General features: G+C 62.3%; 22 protein-coding genes. 7 read left to right on the plus strand and 15 right to left on the minus strand.

The features are described 5' to 3' along the window. Nucleotides 1-14: 14 nt before the first annotated feature. Complete coding sequence (dgt, locus tag BW995_RS11760) at nucleotides 15-1,355, minus strand: dGTP triphosphohydrolase (RefSeq protein ID WP_217696075.1); 1,341 nt, start codon at nucleotides 1,353-1,355, stop codon at nucleotides 15-17. Between the two features lie 348 nt (nucleotides 1,356-1,703). On the opposite strand from dgt, the gene BW995_RS11765 reads away from it, so the two are divergent. From BW995_RS11765 to BW995_RS11795, 7 genes are all read left to right on the plus strand, one after another. Continuing rightward, nucleotides 1,704-3,014 carry an NAD(P)-dependent oxidoreductase gene (locus BW995_RS11765; RefSeq protein WP_076400601.1) on the plus strand — a complete coding sequence of 437 codons (1,311 nt, stop codon included), beginning with the start codon at nucleotides 1,704-1,706 and terminating at the stop codon, nucleotides 3,012-3,014. Nucleotides 3,015-3,027: 13 nt separating this feature from the next. Next, nucleotides 3,028-4,311 carry an NAD-dependent dihydropyrimidine dehydrogenase subunit PreA gene (gene preA, locus BW995_RS11770; protein ID WP_076400602.1) on the plus strand — a complete coding sequence of 428 codons (1,284 nt, stop codon included), beginning with the start codon at nucleotides 3,028-3,030 and terminating at the stop codon, nucleotides 4,309-4,311. Next, nucleotides 4,311-5,576, plus strand: a complete 1,266-nt coding sequence (locus tag BW995_RS11775; protein ID WP_217696076.1) for a Zn-dependent hydrolase — start codon at nucleotides 4,311-4,313, stop codon at nucleotides 5,574-5,576. Before preA ends, BW995_RS11775 begins: the two co-directional genes overlap by 1 nt. A 114-nt stretch (nucleotides 5,577-5,690) precedes the next feature. Then, nucleotides 5,691-6,380, plus strand: a complete 690-nt coding sequence (locus BW995_RS11780; RefSeq protein ID WP_076400604.1) for a TetR/AcrR family transcriptional regulator — start codon at nucleotides 5,691-5,693, stop codon at nucleotides 6,378-6,380. Nucleotides 6,381-6,406: 26 nt separating this feature from the next. After that, nucleotides 6,407-7,846: a dihydropyrimidinase gene (hydA, locus tag BW995_RS11785; RefSeq protein ID WP_076400605.1), complete on the plus strand. Its 1,440-nt coding sequence runs from the start codon at nucleotides 6,407-6,409 to the stop codon at nucleotides 7,844-7,846. A 166-nt stretch (nucleotides 7,847-8,012) separates the two neighbouring features. Further along, on the plus strand, nucleotides 8,013-8,348 hold the full coding sequence (locus BW995_RS11790) for a hypothetical protein (protein WP_076400606.1): 336 nt from the start codon (nucleotides 8,013-8,015) through the stop codon (nucleotides 8,346-8,348). 46 nt (nucleotides 8,349-8,394) lie between these two features. Further along, on the plus strand, nucleotides 8,395-9,846 hold the full coding sequence (locus BW995_RS11795; RefSeq protein ID WP_076400607.1) for a methyl-accepting chemotaxis protein: 1,452 nt from the start codon (nucleotides 8,395-8,397) through the stop codon (nucleotides 9,844-9,846). Between the two features lie 23 nt (nucleotides 9,847-9,869). On the opposite strand, the gene BW995_RS11800 is transcribed toward BW995_RS11795, so the two are convergent. The 14 genes from BW995_RS11800 to BW995_RS11865 form a co-directional block, all read right to left on the minus strand. After that, nucleotides 9,870-10,874, minus strand: coding sequence for an NAD-dependent epimerase/dehydratase family protein (locus BW995_RS11800; protein ID WP_245821426.1), 1,005 nt, complete (start codon nucleotides 10,872-10,874; stop codon nucleotides 9,870-9,872). Nucleotides 10,875-10,949: 75 nt separating this feature from the next. Beyond that, complete coding sequence (locus BW995_RS11805; protein ID WP_217696077.1) at nucleotides 10,950-12,536, minus strand: PfkB family carbohydrate kinase; 1,587 nt, start codon at nucleotides 12,534-12,536, stop codon at nucleotides 10,950-10,952. A gap of 228 nt (nucleotides 12,537-12,764) precedes the next feature. Then, nucleotides 12,765-14,273, minus strand: coding sequence for an inorganic phosphate transporter (locus tag BW995_RS11810; RefSeq protein WP_076400609.1), 1,509 nt, complete (start codon nucleotides 14,271-14,273; stop codon nucleotides 12,765-12,767). Between the two features lie 249 nt (nucleotides 14,274-14,522). Further along, nucleotides 14,523-15,212, minus strand: a complete 690-nt coding sequence (locus tag BW995_RS11815; protein WP_139332879.1) for an NnrU family protein — start codon at nucleotides 15,210-15,212, stop codon at nucleotides 14,523-14,525. A 168-nt stretch (nucleotides 15,213-15,380) separates the two neighbouring features. Next, on the minus strand, nucleotides 15,381-15,899 hold the full coding sequence (locus tag BW995_RS11820) for a phosphorelay protein (RefSeq protein ID WP_076400611.1): 519 nt from the start codon (nucleotides 15,897-15,899) through the stop codon (nucleotides 15,381-15,383). A gap of 193 nt (nucleotides 15,900-16,092) precedes the next feature. After that, entirely contained in the window at nucleotides 16,093-16,674 is a 582-nt protein-coding gene (locus BW995_RS11825; protein ID WP_076400612.1) for a response regulator, read from the minus strand. A gap of 103 nt (nucleotides 16,675-16,777) precedes the next feature. Beyond that, the gene (locus tag BW995_RS11830; RefSeq protein WP_084194791.1) at nucleotides 16,778-17,287 is read right to left on the minus strand and encodes a response regulator; all 510 of its coding nucleotides are present in this window, start codon (nucleotides 17,285-17,287) and stop codon (nucleotides 16,778-16,780) included. A gap of 128 nt (nucleotides 17,288-17,415) precedes the next feature. After that, nucleotides 17,416-18,804, minus strand: a complete 1,389-nt coding sequence (locus tag BW995_RS11835; RefSeq protein WP_076400613.1) for an SLC13 family permease — start codon at nucleotides 18,802-18,804, stop codon at nucleotides 17,416-17,418. Next, nucleotides 18,805-19,725 (minus strand): hydroxymethylglutaryl-CoA lyase, encoded by a 921-nt coding sequence (locus tag BW995_RS11840; protein WP_076400614.1) that lies wholly within the window; start codon nucleotides 19,723-19,725, stop codon nucleotides 18,805-18,807. 113 nt (nucleotides 19,726-19,838) lie between these two features. After that, nucleotides 19,839-20,258 carry a hypothetical protein gene (locus tag BW995_RS11845; RefSeq protein WP_076400615.1) on the minus strand — a complete coding sequence of 140 codons (420 nt, stop codon included), beginning with the start codon at nucleotides 20,256-20,258 and terminating at the stop codon, nucleotides 19,839-19,841. A 28-nt stretch (nucleotides 20,259-20,286) separates the two neighbouring features. Next, the gene (locus BW995_RS11850) at nucleotides 20,287-22,287 is read right to left on the minus strand and encodes an acetyl-CoA carboxylase biotin carboxylase subunit (RefSeq protein ID WP_076400616.1); all 2,001 of its coding nucleotides are present in this window, start codon (nucleotides 22,285-22,287) and stop codon (nucleotides 20,287-20,289) included. After that, nucleotides 22,280-23,119 carry an enoyl-CoA hydratase/isomerase family protein gene (locus tag BW995_RS11855; RefSeq protein ID WP_139332880.1) on the minus strand — a complete coding sequence of 280 codons (840 nt, stop codon included), beginning with the start codon at nucleotides 23,117-23,119 and terminating at the stop codon, nucleotides 22,280-22,282. The genes BW995_RS11850 and BW995_RS11855 overlap by 8 nt, the downstream gene beginning before the upstream one ends. Nucleotides 23,120-23,133: 14 nt before the next feature. Then, nucleotides 23,134-24,744, minus strand: a complete 1,611-nt coding sequence (locus tag BW995_RS11860) for a carboxyl transferase domain-containing protein (RefSeq protein ID WP_076400618.1) — start codon at nucleotides 24,742-24,744, stop codon at nucleotides 23,134-23,136. A gap of 169 nt (nucleotides 24,745-24,913) precedes the next feature. Beyond that, nucleotides 24,914-25,327, minus strand: a complete 414-nt coding sequence (locus BW995_RS11865; RefSeq protein ID WP_076400619.1) for a rhodanese-like domain-containing protein — start codon at nucleotides 25,325-25,327, stop codon at nucleotides 24,914-24,916. Nucleotides 25,328-25,371 lie beyond the last annotated feature (44 nt).

Below are 25,371 nucleotides of genomic sequence, written 5' to 3' on the forward strand. Positions count from 1 at the left end.
TTTGTTTCAGGGAATCATCCCCCAGTCAGCATATGCGCCATCTTTACTGCATAGCGATCCGTCATTCCAGACACGTAATCCGTCAATGAGTGAAGAGCAGAATACTCATCATGAACATCACGGATGTCCATCTTACTCATATCAACCAAACGCCTGTGATATGAGTTCATTTCATCACGATTCCATTTTTTATCTTTCAGATCCTGATATACGCCTACCACACCATCCATAATACGATGTATAACATTACGACCAAAAACCTCAAGTTCCATTTTTCTATGAGATTTATATATTCTATTCTTACTTATTAATACCAATTCTTTAAATTGCTCATGAATAACAGAGGAATTAATTAATGACCCTGAAAAACTACCCACCATAATATCATCATAATTATTCATAAATGCTTCAATACACGCATTAATCGCAACACCAATAGCCTTTGCTCGATAATAGGCTATTTGCTCTCCTTCACTCCTATCACCCTGCGACTGGTTGGAGCGAAAAATTCCCATCAATAAGCGCTCGACCTCGGCATATGATAGCTCTCCAGAGGTATGAGCGTCCTCAATATCCATAATTGAATAGCAGATATCATCAGCCGCCTCGACAAGAAATACAAGAGGGTGCCTACGCCAGCAATTAGCGCCCTTAGAAATAAGACCAGTACTATTCGCTACATCATTGAAGTATTCCAATTCGCTCCTAAATATACCAAACTTCTTCGCTCCACAATAAGCATCAACACCAAATTCTCTTTTATGGTCATATGCAGTAACTGGATACTTTGAAAAAGCTGCCAGAACAGCCTTTGAAAGACGCATCCCACCACGGTTCCGATACATCTCCAGCCGAGAGAGCAGGCGAAACCCCTGAGCATTCCCCTCAAATTCCGTAAACTCACCCCGATCCTTCTCGTCCAGCTTCGCCAGAAGCGAATAGGTTTTTCTATCAAAATGGCGAGCAAACCATTCTCCAATCGCCGCTTCTCCAGAATGGCCGAAGGGAGGATTCCCAATGTCATGAGCCAAACACGCGGCCTGAACAACACCCGACATTATATAAGGATCAGGAGCATCTTCTGGACAACGTTGGCGAATCTTAAGACCAACCCCCATCCCCAGAGACCGCCCAACGTTGACCGTCTCGACACTATGTATCAGCCGATGATGGATATGATCATGCTCATAAAGCGGATGAACCTGAGTTTTATTTGCTAACCGCCGAAATGGGTCGGAGAAGGTAATTCTTTCTATATCCCGATAATAAGCCGGACGCTCCTCCGTTTCAGCATCACGAGAAGGCACAGGGTCACAAAGGCGAGAAAGATTAAGCAGCGCACTCCATTGCATCATTTCGAAGACCCACCCAGCGATTAAAAAGAGCAAAGACTGTAACGCATGAATGACACACCTTCAAGATGTGCCACCAACCCGAAAAGACCAAAAAACAGGCAGCACAAAAAATAATCACATCTGAATCTCCACAGAAATTTCCTCCCTTCCCAGACCAACGACACTTTTTGATCCCCTCTTGATCTAAATCTAATCAGATGCCCGCCGCAAAAGCTGACCAAACCCCCAAATCTTGACCATTTGATCAGATTAAATCCACCAAACCCGCATGAAACCTCACTTGGCACGCCTTTTGATAAGGGGAAAACACCACGCCTTCCTCCGTCACGACCAAGGGATGCCAGCCCGATGAACGACAGCCCGCTTTCCGTGTACCAGGATCTCGTTCCGCCGATGACCGACCTGCAGGCCAGCGCCGAAGCCAACCGCTGCCTGTTCTGTTATGACGCCGCCTGTACCCGCGCCTGCCCGACCAGCATCGACATTCCCGGCTTCATCCGGGGGATTGCCACCGGCAACCTGACCGGGGCCGCCACCACCATTTTTGCCGAAAACATTCTGGGTGGAACCTGTGGCCGGGTGTGTCCAACGGAAACCCTGTGCGAGCAGGCCTGTGTCCGCACCACCGCCGAAGATCGTCCGGTGGCCATTGGCCGCCTGCAGCGGTATGCCACCGACGCGATGATCACCAGTGGCCGCCAGCCGTTCGAGCGTGCTCCGGCCACCGGCAAGACGGTGGCGGTGGTTGGCGCGGGTCCGGCCGGGCTGTCGTGTGCCCATCGGCTGGCCCTGCTGGGCCATCAGGTGTCGCTGTACGATGCCAAACCGAAAGCCGGTGGACTGAACGAATACGGGCTGGCCGCCTACAAGATGGCCGACGATTTTGCCGCCCGCGAAGTCGCCTTTGTGCTGGGGATCGGTGGCATCACCCTGTACCCGGAACACCGTCTGGGCCACGAAATCACCCTCGACGGGCTGCGGCAAACCCATGACGCGGTGTTTCTGGCCATCGGGCTGGGCGGGAACAACCGCCTGAGCATCCCCGGCGAAGACCTGAGCGGGGTCGAAGACGCCACCGCTTTTATCGAACGCCTGCGCCAAAGCCCGCCCTCGGCCCCGCCTGCGGTACCGGAGACGGTGGTGGTGATTGGCGGCGGCAACACCGCCATCGACGCCGCCATTCAGGCCAAACGGCTGGGCGCTGCCGAGGTAACGCTGGTCTATCGCCGGGGCCGCGAGCAGATGAAGGCCACCGGCTGGGAACAGGAGCTGGCGCTGACCAGCGGCGTCATCCTGCGCACCTTTGCCGAGCCACGCCGGATGGATGGTGATGGTCATGTCCAGACCATCACCTTTGAACGCACCACCCTCAGCGATGGTCGCCTGACCGGCACCGGCAGCACCCTGACCCTGCCCGCCGATCTGGTGCTGAAAGCGGTGGGTCAAACCCTGCTCACCGGGGCGTTGGCCGGGATCGCCGTGCAGGGCGGCAAGATCGTCGTTGACGATGCCGCCCAGACCTCAATCCCCGGTGTCTACGCTGGCGGCGACTGCATTGCCAGCGGCGAAGACCTGACGGTGCAGGCGGTCGAGGACGGCAAACGCGCCGCCCACGCCATCGATGCCACCCTCCGCCTGTCCGCCCTGACCGCTGCCTGAAGGACCTGACACCATGGCTGATTTACGCTGCACGATTGCCGGAATCCGCTCGCCGAACCCGTTCTGGCTGGCCTCGGCTCCGCCCACCGACAAGGCCCTGAACGTGGTCCGCGCCTATCAGGCCGGCTGGGGCGGGGTGGTGTGGAAAACCCTTGGCGAAGACCCGCCGGTGGTCAACGTCAGCTCGCGCTATGGCGCCCACATGGACACCGAGCGGCGCATTCTGGGGATCAACAACATCGAACTGATCTCTGACCGCCCGCTGGAGGTCAACCTGCAGGAAATTGCCCAGGTCAAAAAAGACTGGCCCGAGCGGGCACTGGTGGTGTCGCTGATGGCGCGGATGGAAGAAAGCGCCTGGGTCGAGCTGGTGCGCAAGATCGAAGCCACCGGGGCCGACGGGCTGGAACTGAACCTCGGCTGCCCGCACGGCATGTGCGAACGCGGCATGGGCTCGGCCATCGGACAAGTGCCCGAGATGGTGGAAAACGTCACCCGCTGGGTGAAGAACGCCACCCGCATGCCGGTGATCGTCAAGCTGACCCCCAACATCACCAACATCCTGTGGTCCGCTGAAGCCGCCAAACGCGGCGGGGCCGATGCGGTGGCGCTGATCAACACCGTCAATTCGATTGTCTCGGTCGATCTGGACGCCATGGCCCCGACCCCGACCGTCGATGGCAAAGGCACCCACGGCGGCTATTGCGGCCCGGCGGTCAAGCCGATTGCCCTGAACATGGTGGCCGAAATCTCGCGCAATCCCTTTACCGCAGGCATCCCGATTTCCGGCATCGGCGGCATCAGCACCTGGCGCGACGCCGCCGAGTTTATCGCCCTTGGGGCCCACGGCGTGCAGGTGTGTACGGCGGCGATGACCTATGGCTTCCGCATCGTCGAGGACATGATCAGCGGCCTGTCGAACTTCCTCGACAGCAAGGGAATGGACTCGCTGGAGCCGTTGATCGGGGCGGCGGTGAAGAATGTGGTCAACTGGAATGACCTCAACATGAATTTCTCCACCAAGGCGGTGATTGATCAGGACGCCTGCATCGACTGTGGCCGCTGTCACATCGTCTGCGAAGACACCTCGCATCAGGCGATCCGCATCAGCGCAGGCGAAGGCCGCCGGGTGTTCACCGTCGAGCCGGACGACTGCGTGGGCTGTAACCTGTGTTCGCACGTCTGCCCGGTGCCGTCGTGCATCACCATGCAGCCCGAACCGGCCACCCAGCCGCCGCTCACCTGGACCCGGCACCCGCAGAACCCGTTCCGCCAGACCGCCCCGGAGACAGTATGATGTCCACTTCGTCCCTGCCGCAAAACCTGAAGGTCAACAGCGCCCGCCTGTGGAACAGCCTGATGGAGATGGCCCGCATCGGCGCCACCGCCAAGGGCGGCGTCTGTCGTCTGGCCCTGACCGACGAAGACAAGGCCGGTCGTGACCTGTTCATCAAATGGTGCGAAGAGGCTGGCTGCACCATCACCATTGACCGCATCGGCAACATCTTTGCCCGCCGTGCGGGGCGCAACAACGCCCTGCCGCCGATCATCACCGGCAGCCACCTCGACAGCCAGCCGACCGGCGGCCGCTTTGACGGCGTGTATGGCGTGCTGGCCGGGCTGGAGGTGATCCGCACCCTGAATGACCTCAATTACACCACCGAAGCCCCGGTGGAAGTGGCGGTGTGGACCAACGAGGAAGGCTCGCGCTTTGCTCCGGCAATGGTCGCCTCGGGGGTGTTCTGCGGGGTGTTCGATCTCGACTATGGCCTCAGCCGGGCCGACCTCGACGGCAAGACAATGGGCGAGGAACTGGCCCGCATCGGCTATGCCGGGGAGGCTCCGGTGGGGGGCCGCCCGGTCGGAGCCTATTTCGAGGCCCACATTGAACAGGGGCCGATCCTCGAAGACGAAGGCAAGACCATCGGGGTGGTCACCGACGCCCAGGGGCAACGCTGGTATGAAATCACCTTCACCGGACAGGAAGCCCACGCCGGGCCGACCCCGATGCCACGGCGCAAGGATGCCCTGCTGGGTGCGGCGCGGGTGGTCGAGGCAGTCAACCGCATCGGCCTGAGCCATGCCCCCGCCGCCTGCGCCACCGTCGGGCTGATGCAGATTCACCCCAACTCGCGCAACGTCATCCCCGGTCAGGTGTTCTTCACCGTCGATCTGCGCCACCCCGATGATGCCACGCTGGCAGCGATGGATGCCGAGCTGCGCGCCGCCGTCGCCGACATTGCCAGCACCATCGGGCTGGAAACGGCGCTGGAGCAGATTTTCTACTACGCCCCGGTGCCGTTCGAGGCCTCGTGCGTCGCCGCCGTCCGCGACGGAGTGACCAAGGGTGGTTTCAGCGCCCGCGACATCATCGCCGGAGCCGGACACGACGCCTGCTACATGGCCCGGATCGCCCCTACCGGGATGATCTTCATCCCCTGCGTCGGCGGCATCAGCCACAACGAAATCGAAGACACCACCCCCGAATGGGCGGCGGCGGGCTGTGACGTGCTGTTACACGCCATGCTGCACAAGGCCAACGGAGAGCAAACAGCCCCTTAAAACTCAAATGCAGGATTGCCGATGGCAGGAAGCCGTTTAACCCCGTCCCGTCCCTGTCGTAAGATGGTCGCCCCGATCCCCTCCCCTTTCCCTTCAAGGAGCGACCCCCTTCCCATGGACGTGACGGAGAAGGCGCAAACAGCCGCCCGTGGCCGCCGGATACGGCGGGAAAACGTCGAACGCATCCTCAAGGCCGCCGAACTGGTGTTCGCCGAGGCCGGATGCGCCGGTGCCACCATGGCCGACATCGCCGACAAGGCCGGACTGCCAAAAGCAAACCTGCACTATTATTTCGGAACCAAGGAAGACCTGTACCGGGCGGTGCTGGACAACATTCTACGCCTGTGGCTGGACCCGCTGGCCGGGCTGGATGCCAGCGCCGATCCGGCGACGGCCCTGACTGCCTACATCCGGGCCAAAATGGACGCCTCGCGCCTGCGCCCCAATGCCTCGAAGGTGTTTGCCAACGAAATCCTCCACGGCGCCAGCCAGATCGGTGAGTTTCTCGCCGAAGACCTGCGCCGTCTGGTCGATCGCAAGGCCGCCGTCATCGAGCAGTGGATATCCGAAGGCCGCATGGCTCCGGTCGATCCCCGGCAGTTCTTCTTCATGATCTGGTCAATGACCCAGCATTACGCTGATTTCGAGGTGCAGGTTCGGACGGTTCTCGGACGCAAAAAGCTCACCCGTGACGATTTTGCCCACTTCACGGCCGAAGTGGTGCGGATGGTCCTGCGGGCGGGCGGACTGGCGCCACCGGATGATCCTGTATCCTGTACAGGCGGAGTGCCGGGCGAGAGTTAACCCGCACGCCAGCAAGGAGCAAGTCGATGGGTGTCATCATTCGGGGCGGGACCGTTGTCACCGCCGAGCAGACCTTTCGCGCCGATGTGTACTGTGAAGACGGGCTGATCAAGGCCGTCGGTGCCGATCTGGAGGCCCCCGGCGGGGCCGAAGTGATCGACGCCGGAGGCTGTTACGTGATGCCGGGGGGCATCGACCCCCACACCCACATGGAACTGCCGTTCATGGGGACGGTCGCCACCGAAGACTTTTTCAGCGGCACCGTCGCCGGGATGGCGGGTGGCACCACCACCATCATCGACTTCGTGATTCCCAACCCGCAGCAATCACTGCTCGAGGCCTTTCACACCTGGCGCGGTTGGGCCGACAAGGCCGCCAGCGACTATTCCTTTCACGTCGCCGTCACGTGGTGGGATGACAGCGTACATCGTGACATGGGCACGCTGGTCGAACAGCACGGCGTCAACAGCTTCAAGCACTTCATGGCCTACAAAAACGCCATTATGGCCGATGACGAAGTGTTGGTGAACAGCTTCACCCGCTGCCTCGAACTGGGCGCCATCCCGACTGTTCACGCTGAAAACGGCGAGCTGGTGTTCCGCCTGCAACAAAAGCTGTTGGCGCAGGGCCTCACCGGCCCCGAAGGCCATCCGCTGTCCCGCCCGCCGGAGGTCGAAGGCGAAGCCGCCAACCGCGCCATTCAGGTGGCGCGCGTGCTGGGCGTGCCGGTTTACCTTGTGCATGTTTCGGTCGAAGAAGCCCTTGATGCCATTCGGCGCGGTCAGGACAGCGGACAGGCGGTGTTCGGTGAAGTGCTGGCCGGGCATCTGCTGGTCGATGACAGCGTGTACCGCCATCCCGATTGGGACATTGCCGCCGCCCATGTGATGAGCCCGCCGTTCCGCGCCAAAAAGCATCAGGATGCCCTGTGGCACGGCCTGCAATCGGGACGCCTGCACACCACCGCCACCGACCACTGCTGTTTCTGTACCGAACAGAAAGCGATGGGCAAAGACAACTTCGCCAAGATCCCCAACGGCACCGGCGGGGTGGAAGACCGTTTGCCGGTGTTGTGGCACCACGGGGTCAACAGCGGTCGGCTGACGATGAACGACTTTGTGCGCATCACCTCGGCCAATGCGGCACGCATTTTCAACCTCTATCCGCGCAAGGGCACGGTGCAGGTCGGGGCCGACGCTGACCTAATCGTCTGGGACCCGGCGGCCCACAAGACCATCTCCGCCCGCACCCAGTTCCAGAAGGTCAGCACCAACATTTTTGAAGGCATGGAGATTCAGGGGCTGCCAGTCTACACCCTCAGCCAGGGGGTGATCACCCATGCCCTTGGCGAAAGCCGGGCAGTGCGCGGGGCGGGCCGTTACCTCAACCGCCCGGCCTTTCCGCCGGTTTACGAGGCGATTCAAAAGCGGAACGCGCTGGCCACCCCGACGGCGGTGGCGCGGTAATTCCTCCCTTGAACAACACGATGGCGGGCGAGGGGCCTTTTGGCTCCCCGCCTGCCCGTATCCCTATATCTTCCGGCAGAGCATCAAAGAATGCTCTTGTATTTCAGGTCCGGTAGATTACATTTTCCGCATGAATTTATTCATCAGTACACGACAATCCCGCACAGTGCAGCCCCTGACGGACGGAGCCGCGCGCCTGCCCGTCTGGCACCGTTGGGCACCCGCTGTCCTGCTGACCCTCGGGCTGGCCCTGAGCGGACTGCTCGCCAGTGCCACCCCGCAAAACGGCCATGCCGTCGCCGTCATCCTGCCGCCGTGGAACAGCTTTGCCGACGCGGCCACCACTGTTGCCGCCGCCGGGGGAACCATCAAGGGCACCGGCCTGTGGGACAGCATTGTCACCACCTCTCTCGAAGGCCCGGACGGTGCCGAGCGCCTGCGACACAATGGTGCCTGGCTGGTGATTGATGCGGCTGCGGCGCGCGGCTGCCTGACTCTGTGACCGCTGTCCAACACGCTGCCGTTCTTTTTGCTGCAAGGATACCCCCATGACCGCCCTGTCCTCCATCCGCTCCCGGTTCAGCCGCTTTGTCCTGCTGTTCTCGTGGGCCAATGTCGGTATCGTCGCCCTTGCCGGACTGGTGTCCGGTCAGCCGGTCCTGCTGCCGACCCTGATGGCGGTGATGGTGGCCGCTGTGGCATCGGTGGGCTGCCTGCGCGCCCCGCAGGCGGAAACCACCCGCATCACCGGTGGGGCCGTCCTTGCCGCCTTTCCGGCCATTCTGGTGTTCCAGTTCGCCGGGCATCCGTGGCAGATCGACCTGCACATGTATTTCTTTGCCGCTCTGGCGCTGTCGGTGGTGTGGTGCGACTGGCGACCGGTGCTTTCCGGTGCGGCCAGCACCGCCGTTCACCATCTGGTGCTGAACTTTGTCCTGCCATGGGCCGTATTTCCCGACGGAGCCGATTTCTTCCGTGTCGTGCTGCATGCGGTGATCGTGGTGCTGGAAACTGCCGTGCTGATGTGGATTGCCGCCCAGATTGTCAGCGCCTTTGCCAGCAGTGAGCAGGCCCTGCACGTTGCTGCCCAGGCGCAAGCCGATGCCGAAGAGCTTGCCCGCCGCGAAGCACTCGAAAAGGCTGCCGAAGCGGCCTGGGCGGCCCGCCTGCGTTCCCTGACCGCCGAGTTTGATGAAACGATCAGCGGGGCGGTCAGCGCCGTCAGCCAGTCCGCCGACGAGATGGGAAGCGTTTCCGGGCGCATGAAGGCGGTCGCCCGCAAGACCTCGGACGGCATTCAGGACGTCCTGAATGCCGCCGATGTGGCGGTCAACAGCGTTGATGATGTCGGTTCGGCCACCGAACGGCTGGAAACGACGGTCCACGAGGTACGCTCGCTGGTCCATCAGGCCGAACAGATCGCCAAGGCCGCCTCGGAGCGCGCCGCCGAAGCCGACAGCACGGTCAAGACGCTGGACACCTCGGCCAACCGGATCGGTGAAATCCTGCACCTGATCAATACCATTGCCAGCCAGACCAACCTGCTGGCGCTGAACGCCACCATCGAAGCCGCCCGCGCTGGCGAAGCTGGCAAGGGCTTTGCCGTGGTCGCCAACGAGGTCAAGCAACTGGCCAGTCAGACCGCCCACGCCACCAGTGAAATCGAACAGCAGATTTCCGCCGTACAAACATCGTCGCAGGATGCGGTGCAGGCGTTGGGAACAATCATCAACGACATTTCGACCCTCAACGGCATCGCCCAGGACATCGCCAATGCCGTCGATCAGCAAAGCAGCGCGGTGACTGAAATCGAGCGCAGTTCACAGGTTGCCACCAGCGCCGTACAGCAAAGCGATCAGGCCGCCGAGCATTTCCAGATCGCCGTGCAGGAAACCACCGCCTCGTCGTCCGCCGTCGCTGAAACATCGGAAACCCTCGGCCAGCAGGCCCACCACCTGCGTCTGGTGGTGGACCGCTTTATTGCCGATCTGCACAAGTAACGATCACGGGGACAGGCGTTGCCTCAGCTCAGCGCCAGCGCCTGCATCACCTTGATATTGTAATAGCGGATGTCATCAAGCGAATTGGGCAGTTTGCCAGCCTCAAAGGCTGCCACCAGATCGCGCACCGCCTGTTCGATCCCGTGTACCGGGCGGAAGTCCAGATCACGCTCGATGGCCTCGGACGACACATGATAGGACCGGTTGTCGTTGGTCGGCTTGACCTCGACCGCCACCTGTTCACCGACCACCCCGCGCACGATATCGGCCAGTTGCCGCACTGAATAGTTCACGTCCCCGACGTTATAGACCTTGCCGTCGATCTGGTCGGCAGGCCAGCGCAGGCTGTTGAGGTAAAAGGCACACATGTCCTGAATGTGGATGTTCGGGCGCAACTGGTCTCCGCCCAGCACCGTCACCATGCCGCGATTGACCGCGTGGTTGGTCAGGATGTTGACGATCACGTCCAGCCGCTGGCGCGGGGAATAGCCGCACACGGTGGCCGGGCGGACGATCAGGGTGGTAAAGCCGGGCTGGCGTTCTTCGTGCAGGATGTCTTCGCACAGGGCCTTGAAGCGGGAATAGTCGGTCAGCGGCTCCAGCGGGACATCCTCGGTCACCACGATGCCTTCCTTGATGCCGTACACCGACGACGACGAGGCATAGACGAACCGCTCGACCCCGGCCCGCTTGGCCGCCTGCACCAGCGGGCGGAACGAGTCGTAGTTGATCGACTTGCCCAGTTCCGGGTTCAACTCGAATGACGGATCGTTGGAAATGCAGGCCAGATGGATCACCGCATCGCAGCCGCTCAGGGCGTCTTCAACCACCGCCGGATCGCGCATGTCGCCCTTGACCTCGCGGAATCCCGGTGTGCCGCGCAGGTCGGCAAACAGGTCTTCGCCATAGAGGTAAAGATCAAGGACCGTCACCCGGTGCCCGGCCTGCAACAGTTGCGGCACCAGCACCGCCCCGACATAGCCCGCGCCCCCAACCACCAGCACATTCCACGACCGTTCTGTCATCATTTGCATCCTGCTGTGTAAACTGGTGCCATTCTGCACCCCGTGTCTGGCCTCTCCCCCGTTCCCGGGGGCGTCCCGTTATTTCAGCAACGCGGTCAGGAACTTGACCAGCGGCGCCTTTTCCACCGACGTGCGGTGGCCGACGATCCCGACCTTGATCGCCCCGGCAGCATTGCCAAGAAAGCCGACCAGCTTCATCGGCACCCCCAGCGCCACCGCCGGAGCGGTGATGGCAAAGAAGGCATCGCCCGCCCCCACCGTATCGACGATGGTGCTGGTCAGTGCCGGAATGCGGTGCAGGCCCTGATCGCGTTGATAGACCAGACAGCCGTGCTTGCCCTGCGTGACGATGATGTTCGGACAGTCGATACGGCGCGGCAGCATCTCGCCGACCACTTCGGACATGTCGCTGACCTTGTCATGGGCAGCCAGACGCGCTTCGTTGGCGTCGATGGCAATGTAATCGGCCTTCGGATACTTGGTGATCATGTTGAAGCCGATGTTGGCGGCGTTCGACTGCGCATTGACCGCCAGAAAGCGGGCGTGCTTTTCCAGCAGGTCGATGCTTTTTCCGTCAATCAGGCCATGGCCGAAATCGCACACCACCACCAGATCATACTCGGCGGCGTGCTCGGCAATGAAGGTGTCAAAGGTCTGCTTCAGCTCGCCATGCAGATAGCTGTCGTCCATGTGATAGACTTCAAACAGCTTGCGCATCGAATAGGCGTCAATGTAGCGCACCTTGCGGGTGGTCGGGGCGTTGTCCCGCTGCAGCAGGTGCAGGGTCACGTTGTCGCGCACCGTCTGGCGGATCAGCGCTTCGTGGGAGTCGGCGCTGCCCACACAGGTCAGCACATCGACGCTTTTCACCACGCTCGCCGCGTGGTTGGCGGCGGCGATGATGCCACCGGCAAACAGTTCCTTGCCATGAAACAGGCTGGCGATAATGTTTTCCTTCGCCGCCTTGCCCATCGGGGTGACGTAATCGTATTCGTCGATGATCGCATCGCCGACGAACAGCACCCGCAGTTCCTGCAACCGCTCGACATGGCCAAGCAGCGTTTCAAGGGTGCCCTCGTCGCGCAGGGTTTCCAGATAGTGCTGCAATGACGGGTCATAGACGTTGAGGTACTTGTTGATCAGCGTCGAGGATGAGAACGTTACCTCGTCGGTGAACACCAGTCGCCCGCCATGGGACTCGACGGCATCGCGTTCAGAGCGGATCTTGCCGGTCACATCCTGATCGGCATCGGCATAGTCCGAGCCCTTGATGTAGACATCCGGGCGGACGGCATGAATCACCGTTTCGGCACTGGGAGCATAATTGATCCCCACCGCATCAACATAGGCCAGCGCGGCCAGCATCTCGGCGCGCAACTGTTCGGTAAACACCGGGCGGCCCGGCCCCTTGTTGACGTGTTCGTCGCAGGTCAGGGTGACAAACAGGACATCGGCTTCCTTGCGGGCGGCTTCGATGTGGCGCACGTGGCCCAGATGCAGCAGGTCAAACACCCCGTGGCACAGAGCCACCGTCTTGCCATCCTGCTGCGCTCGCCGCGCCAGCGCCGCCAGCCCGTCCAGACTGTGGATTTTTGACCGCACCGATAGCGGTGCCATCGGTCCGCTGGCCTGCTGGCCAGACGGGGACAGATCGGGATCTGCCATGCGTCGCCCCTCTGGTTCGCGGAGTTCTTCTGAACTCTCGTTGTCACCCCGCCAGACGCCCCGGTCTGGCACAACACAGGTTCACTCCTTGAGCCCGTTCGGCCAGAGAAAACCATAAAGTGGTGAATATCTACTTTATTTTCATGCGCGAAAAAACACCCCGAAACGCCACAGGGCCAGAGACTGCTCTCCGGCCCTGATGACGCAACAGGAGCATGGTGCCGGGGCCTACCCCAGAACCTTTTCCATCACCACATACAGCAACGCAGCCAGCCCCGCCGACAGCGGCACGGTGATCACCCACGCTGCGGCGATGGTGGTCATGTACTGACGGCGCACCAGACGGCGCTTGCGGCTCTTTTCCGCCTTTTTCTGCAGCTTCAGCGGATCGGGGGTCTTGACCACCGGCTGCCCGTCCTCGCCCAGCACCACCGGCTTGACCTTTGGCTCACGACCACGCGAATTGACAAACCATTCACGCAGGAAGCCGACACCGAATACCCCGCCGACAGCGATATGGGTCGAGCTGACCGGCAACCCCATCGCCGAGGCAACGATCACCGTCACCGCCGCCGACAGGGCGACGCAGTAAGCGCGCACCGGGTCCAGCTTGGTGATCTTTTCGCCAACGGCATGGATCAGCTTGGGGCCAAACAGCACCAGCCCGATCGAAATGCCCAGCGCCCCGACCACCAGCACCCAGCCCGGCACATGGACCGCCATGTCGCTGGCCACCTCGGCCATCGAGGCGGCATTGACGATCGCCGCCAGCGGGCCAACGGCATTGGCAACGTCATTGGCCCCGTGGGCGAACGACAGCAGGGCTGCCGAAACGATCAGCGGAATGGTGAACAGGCTGGCCACCGCCTTGCGGGTATTTTCCAGGCGCAGGGCGGCACGGTTGACTGACCGGCGGGTAATTTCCCACACCAGCGCCCCCATGCCCAACGCCGCCACCGTCCAGGTCACACTCCCGGTTTTCCAGACGTTTTTCAGTCCCTTGGCCAGCAGATAGGCGGTAAAGGCCGCCGCCATGATCGCCACCAGCACCGGCACCCAGCGCCTGGCGGCAGTAATCTTGTCATCCTTGTGCAGAATGGTGATCTTGATGAACGCCAGCACGCCCGCCGCAATACCGCCCCCCAGCAACGGCGAAATCACCCAGCTGGCCGCAATACCGCCCATCACATCCCAGTTGACCGCCTGCACGCCAGCAGCGGCAACCCCGACGCCAACCACGCCACCGACCACCGCGTGGGTGGTCGATACCGGCGCGCCCATCCAGGTGGCCAGATTGGTCCACAGGGCCGCCGCCAGCAGCGCCGCCATCATCGCCCGGATGAAGCTGGCACTGTCGGCCATCGCCGACGGATCAACGATCCCCTTGGAAATGGTGCTGACCACATCGGCCCCGGCCAGCAGCGCCCCGGCAGCCTCACAGACCGCCGCGATGATCAGCGCCCCGACCAGCGTCAGCGCGCGGGCCCCGACCGCCGGACCCATGTTGTTGGCGACGTCATTGGCACCGATGTTCAGCGCCATGTAGCCACCGATCACCCCGGCCACCATCACCGAGAACAGACCCGGGCTGTCGCCCACCACCAGCCAGATGAACGGGAGGATCAGAAGCAGGAACAGAAAGCCCAGCCCCAGGGTACGGACGCGGTGCGGATCATGAGCCGCGGCGTCAAGCGACGCGATCTTTTGCAGATCTTTGTCGAGCGTGGTTTTGCCCACGAATCACCTGTATGGATATTTCACGTTGGGCAATGGGCTACCCAATGCGTCATCACATTGCAATGAATTATCCTCATTTTTGTAACATTATCTTGCAGAGGACGGCATTTTCTGCTGCGAATGAGCAAGGGGTGCGCTTTCTGAAAAACCGAGGCGCACCACATGCTCATCGGCCTTTCAGGCCGTTCCGCACGCTGTGCGCCCTGCTGATGAACACCCCGACTCGGGGATGCTCGTTCCCGTCCCGGATCAGAATCCGGCGGGCCACGGTGCCACACCGATCAAACGTTCGTGTAATTCCAGAAACACCCCATAGGCTGCCAATCCGGCCAGCAGGGCCACCGCCTGCGACCAGTGCGCCGCACGCCACGAGCGCCGTTCCCAACACCGGCTCCACTGCTCATCCCCCCACAGACGACGGCGTTTGCGATCCAGCCCGCGCATCCCCATCAGCGCCAGCAGGGCAAACAAGCCAAACATCAGCAACGATGCGGCATCCTCGTTCACCACCATATGCGCGACGGCCCACAGCAGGAATCCCCACAGCACCGGATGGCGGACCACCGCGGGCAACCCGGTCGTAGGTTCGGCGGCGCGGTCGCGCCACAGCGAGATCGAGAACGGGTTCGGGATGACCAGCCCGGCCACCACCAGCATCCATGCCCACGGCATCACCAGCACCGGCAGCCAGAACAGGCGGGGGTCGCGCTCCCACAGAGGCAGATAGGGGGCCTGACGATAGCCCCAGCCCACCAGCACCAGTGAAGCGATACTCAGCAGCGAATACAGCAGCACATAGCCTTTCCATCCCAGCACGGCAATCGCCCGCTGACGCACCGCAGGGATGGCAGGCACACTGTGCGTCGCCAGAAACAGCACAACCGCCAGCATCAGGATCAGCATCGGGTCCATTCCCCACAAGGCCGGTGTCAACAACACAAAGCCCCGTCCCTGAGACAGGAGCGGGGCTTGAGACTAGAGCAGCGTGCGTTAAACCGGACGCAGGCACGCTGCTCTAACCTTTTATTCTGTCGCATTGTTTTTTGCGAAAACCGGTACCCACTTTTCGCACAATGCTCTAAAAACGTTCAGGTCGCCTCAGGCGGATCAGCTCTTGGCCGGGTCCTTTGGCGGCTGGATCTTGGACAGCGCGGCGTTCAGGCCCCGAACCAGATTGTCACCGGCCCGGCCACCTTCGCCTTCCATCCGCTGGGAAATCACCAGACGCATGGCATCGATGTGTACCTTGACCACCGCCATGTGGCTGTCTTTCGGCTCGGTATCTTCGGCCTCCAGACGTTCGAGGAAACGGCACAGCAGGTTGCCGATAATGGTCATCAGCGGATAGTTGAAGCTGCCGCCCTGCCCCTTGACGTCATGGGCAACCGAGAAAATGTCCTTGAACACGGGCTTGCGGGAACCGGTTTCCTGCTGCGCCTGGGCATACAGGGCGTAGATCTTCTTCAGATCCTCTTCCACCCACTCCAGATAGGAGCCTTGCATCCCGGCGATCAGCAATTCAGCCTGCTCCAACGCGTCGAGATCAACGCCATCGTTGGTGATCGCCACCTTGTCTTTCAAGGTGGACGGCGGCTGAATGAATTCCGGCTTACTGGTGCCGCTCATGAACCCTAACTCCTTTTTACACCTGTGCCACTGGTCTTCCCAAAGACCCGTCTGTCGAGGCACAGGCCCCCCCATATGATACCCGACTGCCGGACGCCTGCGAACCGTGATGCCATCAAGGCTGTGGTTCGCGGCTGCCGCCAGTATCGCCGGACCTGACACGTTCCGGCGTCTGCACCGCCCCCGGCACACCTTATCCGTTCAGCAGAGCCTCGACTTCCGCCTGGCTCAGTCCCCCTTCATCGGCCGGCGCAGCCGAAGCTGCCGACTTGCTGGGGATCATCTCCATGCTGTTCTTGCGTCGTTCCGAACCCTTCCAGTCGATCTGGCGGCGGCGACGGTCCGGCCCGAAATACAGGCCTGCCCGGATGAACGGGCGCGGACGCTCGATAATCGACTTGACGCGGGAATACAACCCCTTGGCCGAAATCGGCTTGGCCAGGAATTCATGCACACCGGCATCACGGGCTTCGATCACGCGATGCATCTCGGTATGGCCGGTCAGCATGATGATCGGAACAAACGGATTCGGACTGTCCTTGCCGGTCCGCACCAACCGCACAAAGTCCAGACCATCCAGGGGAGACATGTTCCAGTCGCAAATGATGATATCAGCCGGAAAGTGACGCAGTTCCTTAAAGGCATCTGCACCGTCGGCTGCTTCATGCACGTTTTTCGACCCCAAGGCGTGCAGGATGGTTTTCACCAGCGCCCGCATGTGCTTGTTGTCGTCCACGACCAGGAAGTTAAGACGTTCCAAGTTATAGCCGCTCATCCAGGTCCCTCATGCCTCTGACCAGGCGCCACATACGGCAGCTGATGAGAATACAGGTAAGACTTCTATACTCGCATAAAAAGGCGTTCACAAAGAACCAAAATTACCCATCGACTTTTGCGCTAAGACCATCGGGCCTCCGCCGGTCATCCGGCAGATTTTCCTGTGTCCGGCGCCGACGGTCCGGCCCCATGTAATCCCCTGACCGTACATACAATCGGGGGGCCTGTAAAACGCGGAGTATACGCCCCAGCACCGTGCGGGGCGATACAGGTTTAACCACAAAATCGTCGGCACCAACATCCCTGATCTGGGTGGCAAGGCCGCTTTCTGCATGACCTGTCACCACCACAATCGGTACCAACGGGTTTGGACTGTCGGTGTGCGTCCGAATATGGCTGATGAACTCCGCCCCACCCATGGGTTGCATGTGCCAGTCGACCAAAATCAGGGTGGGGGAAAAGTCGCGCATCACCTGCAACGCCTGATGACCATCACCGGCTTCGGCGATTTCGGCAGTGCTGATGGCAGACAGGATGGCCCGCATCAGTCGGCGAAAATTCGGATCATCATCGACGACAAGGATTCTGACTTCCCCCTTGCCCGTCATCATGCGCCTGATCCCATCCTTGCCGACATCCCTCCTGATTGAGGGGATATGCACTCTACGCCATTTATTCCTGTACCTTCAACCCCGCAGGAAGAAAAGCACCTCGCCTTCTTCGTTCTGACAGGCACCCCTTACAGGACACCGATCAGGCACCACCACAGGAAGGTCAGCGGCCAGCACAGCAGAACCGCCAGGACACAAACCCCCAGCGTCAAACGGGCGGCCGGACGGGCCGGGGCACCGCCCATCTGCATGGCAACGATCAGTGGCGGCACCTGAAAGGGCAGGATCACCGTTGAATAGCCAATCGACTGGATCATCAGCACCTGCTGTACGGTCAGGCCGCTGGCCTCGGCCAGCATTGATGCCAGCGGCGTCATCACCGCCGGGACACCGGGCAAGGTGGTCAGCAGACCGACGGCGGCGGAAACCCCGGTCAGGGTGGCGAAGTTCTGCGCCGTTGCCCCCGGCTCCAGTGGCAGGACCGCCAGCAGCCAGCCCCCGATGGCGGCCCCCAGCCCCGATTCGGCCACCACCGCCCCCAGCGACAGCAGCCCGGCGATGTGCAGCAGCATGGGAAAGCTGACTCCCTGCGCCAATCCCTCCAGCGGGATCAAGGGCTTGTCGGCCCCGATCCCCGGCAGCAGGCAGACCACCCCCGCCGCCAGCGCCACCCAGGCCGGAGAAATCCCGTGCCAGCCATCGCTGGCCCACACCAGCAAGGTCAGCGTCAAAATGACCAGCAGGCGTTTTTCATCGCCCGACCACGGGCGGACAGGGGGAACCTCGTCATCGTCCCGCTGCGGCGGCTGATGGAACAATGCCCAGCACACCGCCACGATCAGCGCCGCCTTCAGCAGCCCGGTGATCGGCAAATGGGCCAACAGCCACGGCAGATACTGGAAGTGCAGGCCGTACAGGCTTTCTGCCGCCCCCATCATCACCATGTTCGGAACCACCGCTGGCAGAACTGCCGTCGGCGGGTTGAAGCACATCATCCCCACCAGCAGAACCAGCCCGATCCGCCCCCGGCTGCCCGCCTGATAGCCCAGATGATCGGCCAGCGACAGCACCACCGGGATCAACAGCACCACCCGTCCGGTGCTCGACGGCATCAAAAAGGCCAGCACCATCGCCACAGCCGCGATACCCAGCGACAGGGCAAGGTAGGAATGGCCGATCCGCCCGACCAGCGCACGCGCCAGTCGTTCTCCCAACCCGGTGCGTCGCACCGCCAGCCCCAGAATGGTTCCCCCCACCACCAGCCAGAAGGCGGTGGCATGAAAGCCGGAAAAGGCCACCGCAGGCTGGGCGATTCCCAGCATCACCACCGCCAGAAAAAAGGCCAGCGCCGTCACCGCTTCGGGCAAAACCCCGGTGCTCCACAAGGCGAGAGCGGCGATGATCACCACCGCCGCCCGTCCCATCACCGCCTGCGCCGGATCGGCCCCGGTCCCCAGCAATACCAGCGCCAGACCGATCACACAGCCGACACCGGCCACCGCCACCCTACTGTTCATCTATGCTCCCCGCGCCAGCACCGCCCGCGCCACTTTTGATCCCGTTGACCGCCCCACCACGCTGCTGATGCGCTGACCGACCACCGCCAGCGCCATCAGGTCAAGGCCGGTCTCGATCCCCATGCCGTGCAGCATGTATACCACATCCTCGGTGGCAACATTCCCCGCCGCCCCGGCGGCATAGGGGCACCCGCCCAGCCCCGCCACCGAGCTGTCAATCACCGCTACCCCCAGTTCCAGCACCGCCAGCAGGTTGGCCAGCGCCTGCCCATAGGTATCGTGAAAATGGGCCGCCAGCGCGGTGACCGGCACCTCGGCCGCCACCGCCTCGATCATGCTCTTGGCCAGACGGGGCGTACCCACCCCAACGGTATCGCCAAGGGAAATCTCGTAACAGCCCATGCGGTACAGTGCCGCCGCCACCTCGGCCACCCGTTGCACGGGCACATCACCCTCATAAGGGCATCCCATCACGCAGGAGACATAGCCGCGCACCGCCCAGCCATTGGCCTGCGCCCGCGCCACCACCGGCGCGAACCGCTCCAGGCTTTCGGCAATCGAGCAGTTGATGTTCTTGTGGGAAAAGCTTTCCGAGGCGGCGGCGAAAATGGCGATCTCCCCGATGTTGGGGCACGCTTCGGCGGCGTCCATGCCGCGTTCATTGGGCACCAGCACCGCATAGCGGCCATCGGCCATCGGCGGCAGTGCCGCCAGCACCTGCGGCGTGTCGGCCATTTGCGGCACCCATTTCGGTGACACAAAGCTGCCAACCTCGATATGGCGCAGCCCGGCCTGCCGCAGCCCGTTGATCAGGGCGATACGCTCGGCAGTGGGCACGACGTTTTTTTCATTCTGGAGGCCATCGCGCGGCCCGACTTCAACAATGCGGACCGACGACGGAAAAGACGGCAAAGAAGGCATAGACGTCATACTCCGGGCTCCTGCAGGAGAAAGAACAGGCCCGGTTCCGCCTTGAACATCCTCGGCATTGGCAGCCCCCCGCTGTCACCGGGGAGGCTGCCGGAACACCGGTCTCAGACCTGCGCTGCCAACGCCTGATACAGACGGTTCAGCACCGCGTTGCCGGCATCGATTTCCCGCTGGGCGGTACCGAGCTTTTCCAGCACCGCCGAGGGAACCGCCGATGCATCGGCGTTGATCTTGTTGTCCAGAAAGAACCGGTACATCAGATCATCACGGGTCTTTTTCAGCTTGCGCAACGTCAGCCGGTCTTCATCGCTCATTTCATCGAGCAGCCTGCGGGCGGCCGGCGACGTCGGTCGCAGGTTCACCAGCGTGTCCACATCGGTGTAAAAGTTTGGTGCCACCAGGTCATCAAACGTTTCAAGCGATGCAACCAACAGCGACACGGAGTTTGCCAGCCGCTGGAAGTCATGCACGGCCCAGCCATAATTCCGCATCAGGCCATCCAGACTCGGGTTTCGATTGCTCATTAAAGACCCCTTACATCTTGCGCTGCCCTTATTCGAGCAGCTCCACGATCAGCAATTGCGCCCCTTCGGTCACCTGCTCGGAGGCGGTGTAGAACACCTCTGTTACCATCCCCTTAAAGGGGGCCAGCAGGGTGTGTTCCATCTTCATCGCCTCCAGGATGACCAGTGGCTGCCCCTTGTCCACCTGCTGCCCGGCCTGCACCATGACCTGCGTCACCTTGCCCGGCATGGGGGCTACCACCAGTCCCGTCGCTGCGCTGTCATCCCCGTCATGATCACCGGGGATGTCTACGACTATACGATGGTGCAAGCCTTGCGCAACCAGTACAAGCTCCGCCCCCTCAAAGATGACAGAAAGGTGATGGCGCAGACCGTTAATTTCGGCAACAACCTCGCCTTGCCCGGCCTGTCGGACCACCACCGGCCATGTCTGTCCGGCCACATCCACCTGATACTGGTCCGCCGCACGGAAATGCAGCACCAGCGTCTGGCGCTGGTCCCCGTCAAGGAGGGTCAGGTCGAAATGATTGTCATCATTCATCCGCCAGCCGTCCCCACTGGCCCACGGCGACCACGGGTCCGCCGAAGCCGCAGCCTGACCGGCCACCGCCTGCCGGTGACGGTAAAAGACTTCCAGAATGGCGCAGACCAGCAGCTCCGCCGGGACGGGCGGCGCCGGCGGCACCAGCGCGGCCCGGTTCTGATCGAGGAATTTGGTTGAAACCGCACTGACCGCAAAGGCCGGATGGGCGGCCACCGCCTGCAAAAAGGCCAGATTGCTGGCAACACCGACAATCTGATATTCCGCCAGCGCCCGCCGCAGGCTGCGCAGGGCGGTTGCCCGGTCTTCACCCCAGACGATCAGTTTGGCCAGCATCGGATCATAATGCACCGACACCGTATCGCCTTCGACCACCCCGCTATCCACCCGTACCGTCGCCGTTTCCACCGGAGGCCGCAGCCGCCGCAAGGTACCGGTGGCGGGCAGGAAGTCCTTGTGCGGGTCTTCGGCATACAAACGGGCTTCAAAGGCATGGCCGCGCGGCTGTAGCTGGTCCTGCCGACAGGGCAGCGGCTGACCGGCGGCCACCCGCAGTTGCCATTCCACCAGATCCTGCCCGCTGATCATTTCCGTCACCGGGTGCTCGACCTGCAGGCGGGTGTTCATTTCGATGAAGTAAAAGGCTTCGTCCTGATACAGGAACTCGACCGTCCCCGCCCCGACATAGCCGACCGCCCGCGCCGCCGCCACCGCCGCCTCGCCCAGCGCCTGCCGGATCGCCGGGGGCAGGTCCGGGGCCGGAGCCTCCTCGATCACCTTTTGATGGCGGCGCTGCAACGAGCAGTCACGCTCGAACAGGTGCACGTAGTTGCCATGCTGATCGCCAAACACCTGCATTTCCACATGGCGCGGATGATCGAGGTATTTTTCCAGCAACAGGCTGTCATCGCCAAAGGCCGCCAGCGCCTCGCGCCGTGCCCCGGCCAGAGCCGCAGGCAGCTCGGCGAGTGCCGACACCACCCGCATCCCCTTACCACCCCCGCCCGCGCTGGCCTTCACCAGCAACGGATAGCCGATGGCCTCGGCCTCGGCGGTCAGGCGCTCGTCGCTCTGGTCGTGGCCGTGGTAGCCGGGCACCAGCGGCACCCCCGCCTGTGCCATCAGCCGCTTGGACTCGGCCTTGGAGCCCATCGCCTCGATCGCCGCAACCGGCGGACCGATGAACACCACGCCAGCGGCGGCCAGCGCCTCGGCAAAGGCGGCGTTTTCCGACAGGAAGCCATAGCCCGGATGCACCGCCTGTGCCCCGGTGCGCACACAGGCGGCCACCACCTTGTCCACCGCCAGATAGCTGTCACGCGGCGGTGCATCGCCCAGAAACACCGCTTCGTCGGCCATCTGCACATGCAGGGCGGTGGCATCGGCTGACGAATACACCGCCACCGTGCGAATCCCCATCCGGCGCGCCGTCTTGATCACCCGGCAGGCAATTTCGCCCCGGTTGGCGATCAGAATTTTCTCAAACATCCTGTTGATCCTTTTCCACCCGGCCCGCTGCACGGCTCACCCACGACGGAACCCGTTTGGACAAAAAGGCCCGCAAGCCCTCCTGCCCCTCGGCCCCGACCCGTTGGCGCGCAATGCGGGCGGCGGTTTCGGTAAGAAGCGGTGAAGACAACGGACGCCCGGCCACCGAGGCAATCAGGTCCTTGCTGGCTGACAGGGCCTGTGGCCCGCCCAGCAACAGCGCCTTCACCCATGTTTCGACCTGTTCCTGCAGGCGATCGGGCGACACCACCGCCTGCACCAGCCCCAGCCGGAAGGCGTCGATGGCATCGAACCGTTCGGCAGTCAGCATGTAGCGCCGCGAGGCCCGCACCCCGATGGCAGCAATCACATGCGGGGCAATGGTGGCCGGGATCAGCCCCAGCCGGACCTCTGACAGGCAAAAGCTGGCGCTGTCGCTGGCCACCGCCATGTCACAGGCTGCCACCAGCCCGACACCGCCGCCAAAGGCCGCCCCCTGCACCGCCGCAATCACCGGCTTGGGACAGGTGGCGATGCTGGCCAGCATTTCGGCCAGTGCGAGGGCATCAGCGTGGTTTTCCTCCTCGCCATAGCCCGCCATCCGCTGCATCCACGCCAGATCGGCCCCGGCGGAAAAACTGCGCCCGGCCCCGGTCAGGATCACCACCCGTACCGACGGATCGGCGGCAAAGCCGTCAAAGGCCCGCCGCAGGTCGGCAATCAGGAGATCATCAAAGGCATTGTGAATCGCCGGGCGGTTCAGGGTGACGGTCACCACCCCACGATCATCAGCGGAGAGCAACAGGGAGGATGGTGTTGGTTCAGTCATCATGCCTCCTCCCGCCATCACATGCGGAACACGCCATAGCGGGTCGGCGGAATCGGGGCATTCAGCGCCGCCGACAGCCCCAACCCCAACACCCGCCGACTGTCTGCCGGATCGAGCAGGCCGTCATCCCACAGCCGCGCCCCGGCATAATAGGGATGCCCCTGCGTTTCATACTGCGCCCGGATCGGGGCCTTGAACGCCTCTTCCTCGTCCGTCGGCCAGTCCTGCCCGCTGGCGCTCATCGCCTCGCGCCGGACGGTGGCCAGCACGCCCGCCGCCTGTTCGCCGCCCATCACCGAAATCCGGCTGTTCGGCCACATCCACAAGAAACGCGGCCCGAACGCCCGCCCGCACATGCCGTAGTTCCCCGCCCCGAACGAGCCCCCGATCACCATCGTCAGTTTGGGGACCGTGGCGCACGACACCGCCATCACCATCTTGGCGCCGTCCTTGGCAATGCCGCCGCTTTCGTATTTGCGTCCGACCATGAAGCCGGTGATGTTTTGCAGGAACACCAGCGGAATGCCACGCTGATTGCACAGCTCGACAAAGTGCGCGCCTTTCAGGGCGCTTTCCGAAAACAGGATGCCGTTGTTGGCGACGATCCCCACCGGATAGCCGTACAGGTGGGCAAAGCCGCACACCAGCGAAGACCCGTACAGTGCCTTGAACTCGTCAAAGCGCGAGCCATCGACAAGGCGGGCGATCACTTCGCGCACGTCATAGGGCTTGCGGCTGTCACGCGGGATGATGCCGTACAGCTCCGCCGGATCATACAGCGGCTCTTCCGACCGCTGGAGGGTCACGCCGGGGGTTTTGCGCCGGTTCAGCCCGCCGACAATCTGGCGGGCCAGCGACAGGGCATGGTCATCGCTGTGGGCGTAGTGATCGGTCACCCCCGAGGTGCGGCAATGAACATCCGCCCCGCCAAGGTCTTCGGCGCTGACGATTTCCCCGGTTGCCGCCTGCACCAGCGGCGGCCCGCCGAGGAAGATGGTGCCCTGTCCCTTGACGATGATGCTTTCATCGCACATCGCCGGAACATAGGCACCGCCCGCCGTACACGAGCCCATCACCACCGCGATTTGCGGAATGCCCGCCGCCGACAGGGTGGCCTGATTGTAAAAGATGCGGCCAAAGTGCTCCTTGTCGGGAAACACTTCGTCCTGACGTGGCAGGAAAGCCCCGCCGCTATCGACCAGATAGACGCAGGGCAGAGCGTTTTCCGCCGCGATTTCCTGCGCCCGCAGGTGCTTTTTGACCGTCATCGGGTAATAGGTGCCGCCCTTGACGGTGGCATCATTGGCCACCACCACGCATTCCTGCCCGGCAATGCGGCCAATGCCGGTGATGATGCCAGCGGCAGGGACTCCGCCCGGCTCGTACAGACCGTGCCCGGCGAGCTGGCTGAACTCAAGGAACGGGCTGCCGACATCCAGCAACCGCCGGATACGTTCCCGTGGCAGCAGCTTGCCGCGCGCCAGATGCTTGTCGCGCGCCTTGCTGCCGCCGCCGTCCTTGATGGTGCGCACCACCGCCCGCAGGTCATCGACCAGCGTTTGCATGTGCGCGGCATTAGCCTGAAAGTCTTCGGATCGCCGATTGACGGCGGACTTCAAAATGGTCATGGGGAAGCCTCTCCGCGTCCTGTCTTGAGACGTTTCCAGAAACGGGATCACCGTGGCGTGGACCGTCTGTGCGGTCCGGTGGTTGTTGCTGTGCGCCACGCGCCCCGCTGGCCTGCCCGCTTTTTTTATGAGTCTCGGGTCAGACCGGTATGCGCAGGAAAAGGAAGGCTCAGGCCTTCGGTCCGGGATTGTCCTCACGCGGGATCACCGGACCCCCGGCAGCCTTCCAGGCTGTAAAGCCGCCGCCCAGTTGCGCGACCGGCGACAGACCCATGTCCTGCATGGCCCGTGTCGCCAGGCACGAGCGCCAGGCGGAAGCACAATAAAAGACAAAGCTTTTGCCCGACCCAAAGATGTCCTTGTAGTACGGGCTTTCCGGGTCAACCCAGAACTCCAGCATCCCGCGCGGAGCATGGAACGAGCCGGGGATCACCCCTTCGTGTTCCAGCTCGCGCACGTCACGGATGTCAACAAACACCACATCGGGATGGTTCAGCAGGGCCTTGGCCTCGTCGGCGGTCACCGTCTCGATCAGACGATAGCTCTCGTCCAGCAGAGCCTTGAAACCTTTGGTCAGAGCCATTGCCATCCCCTTGGTCTGTCAGAAAAAATCAGGCGTACAGAGTG

Source organism: Insolitispirillum peregrinum, from assembly GCF_900156605.1.
Lineage (GTDB): Bacteria > Pseudomonadota > Alphaproteobacteria > Rhodospirillales > Rhodospirillaceae > Insolitispirillum > Insolitispirillum peregrinum.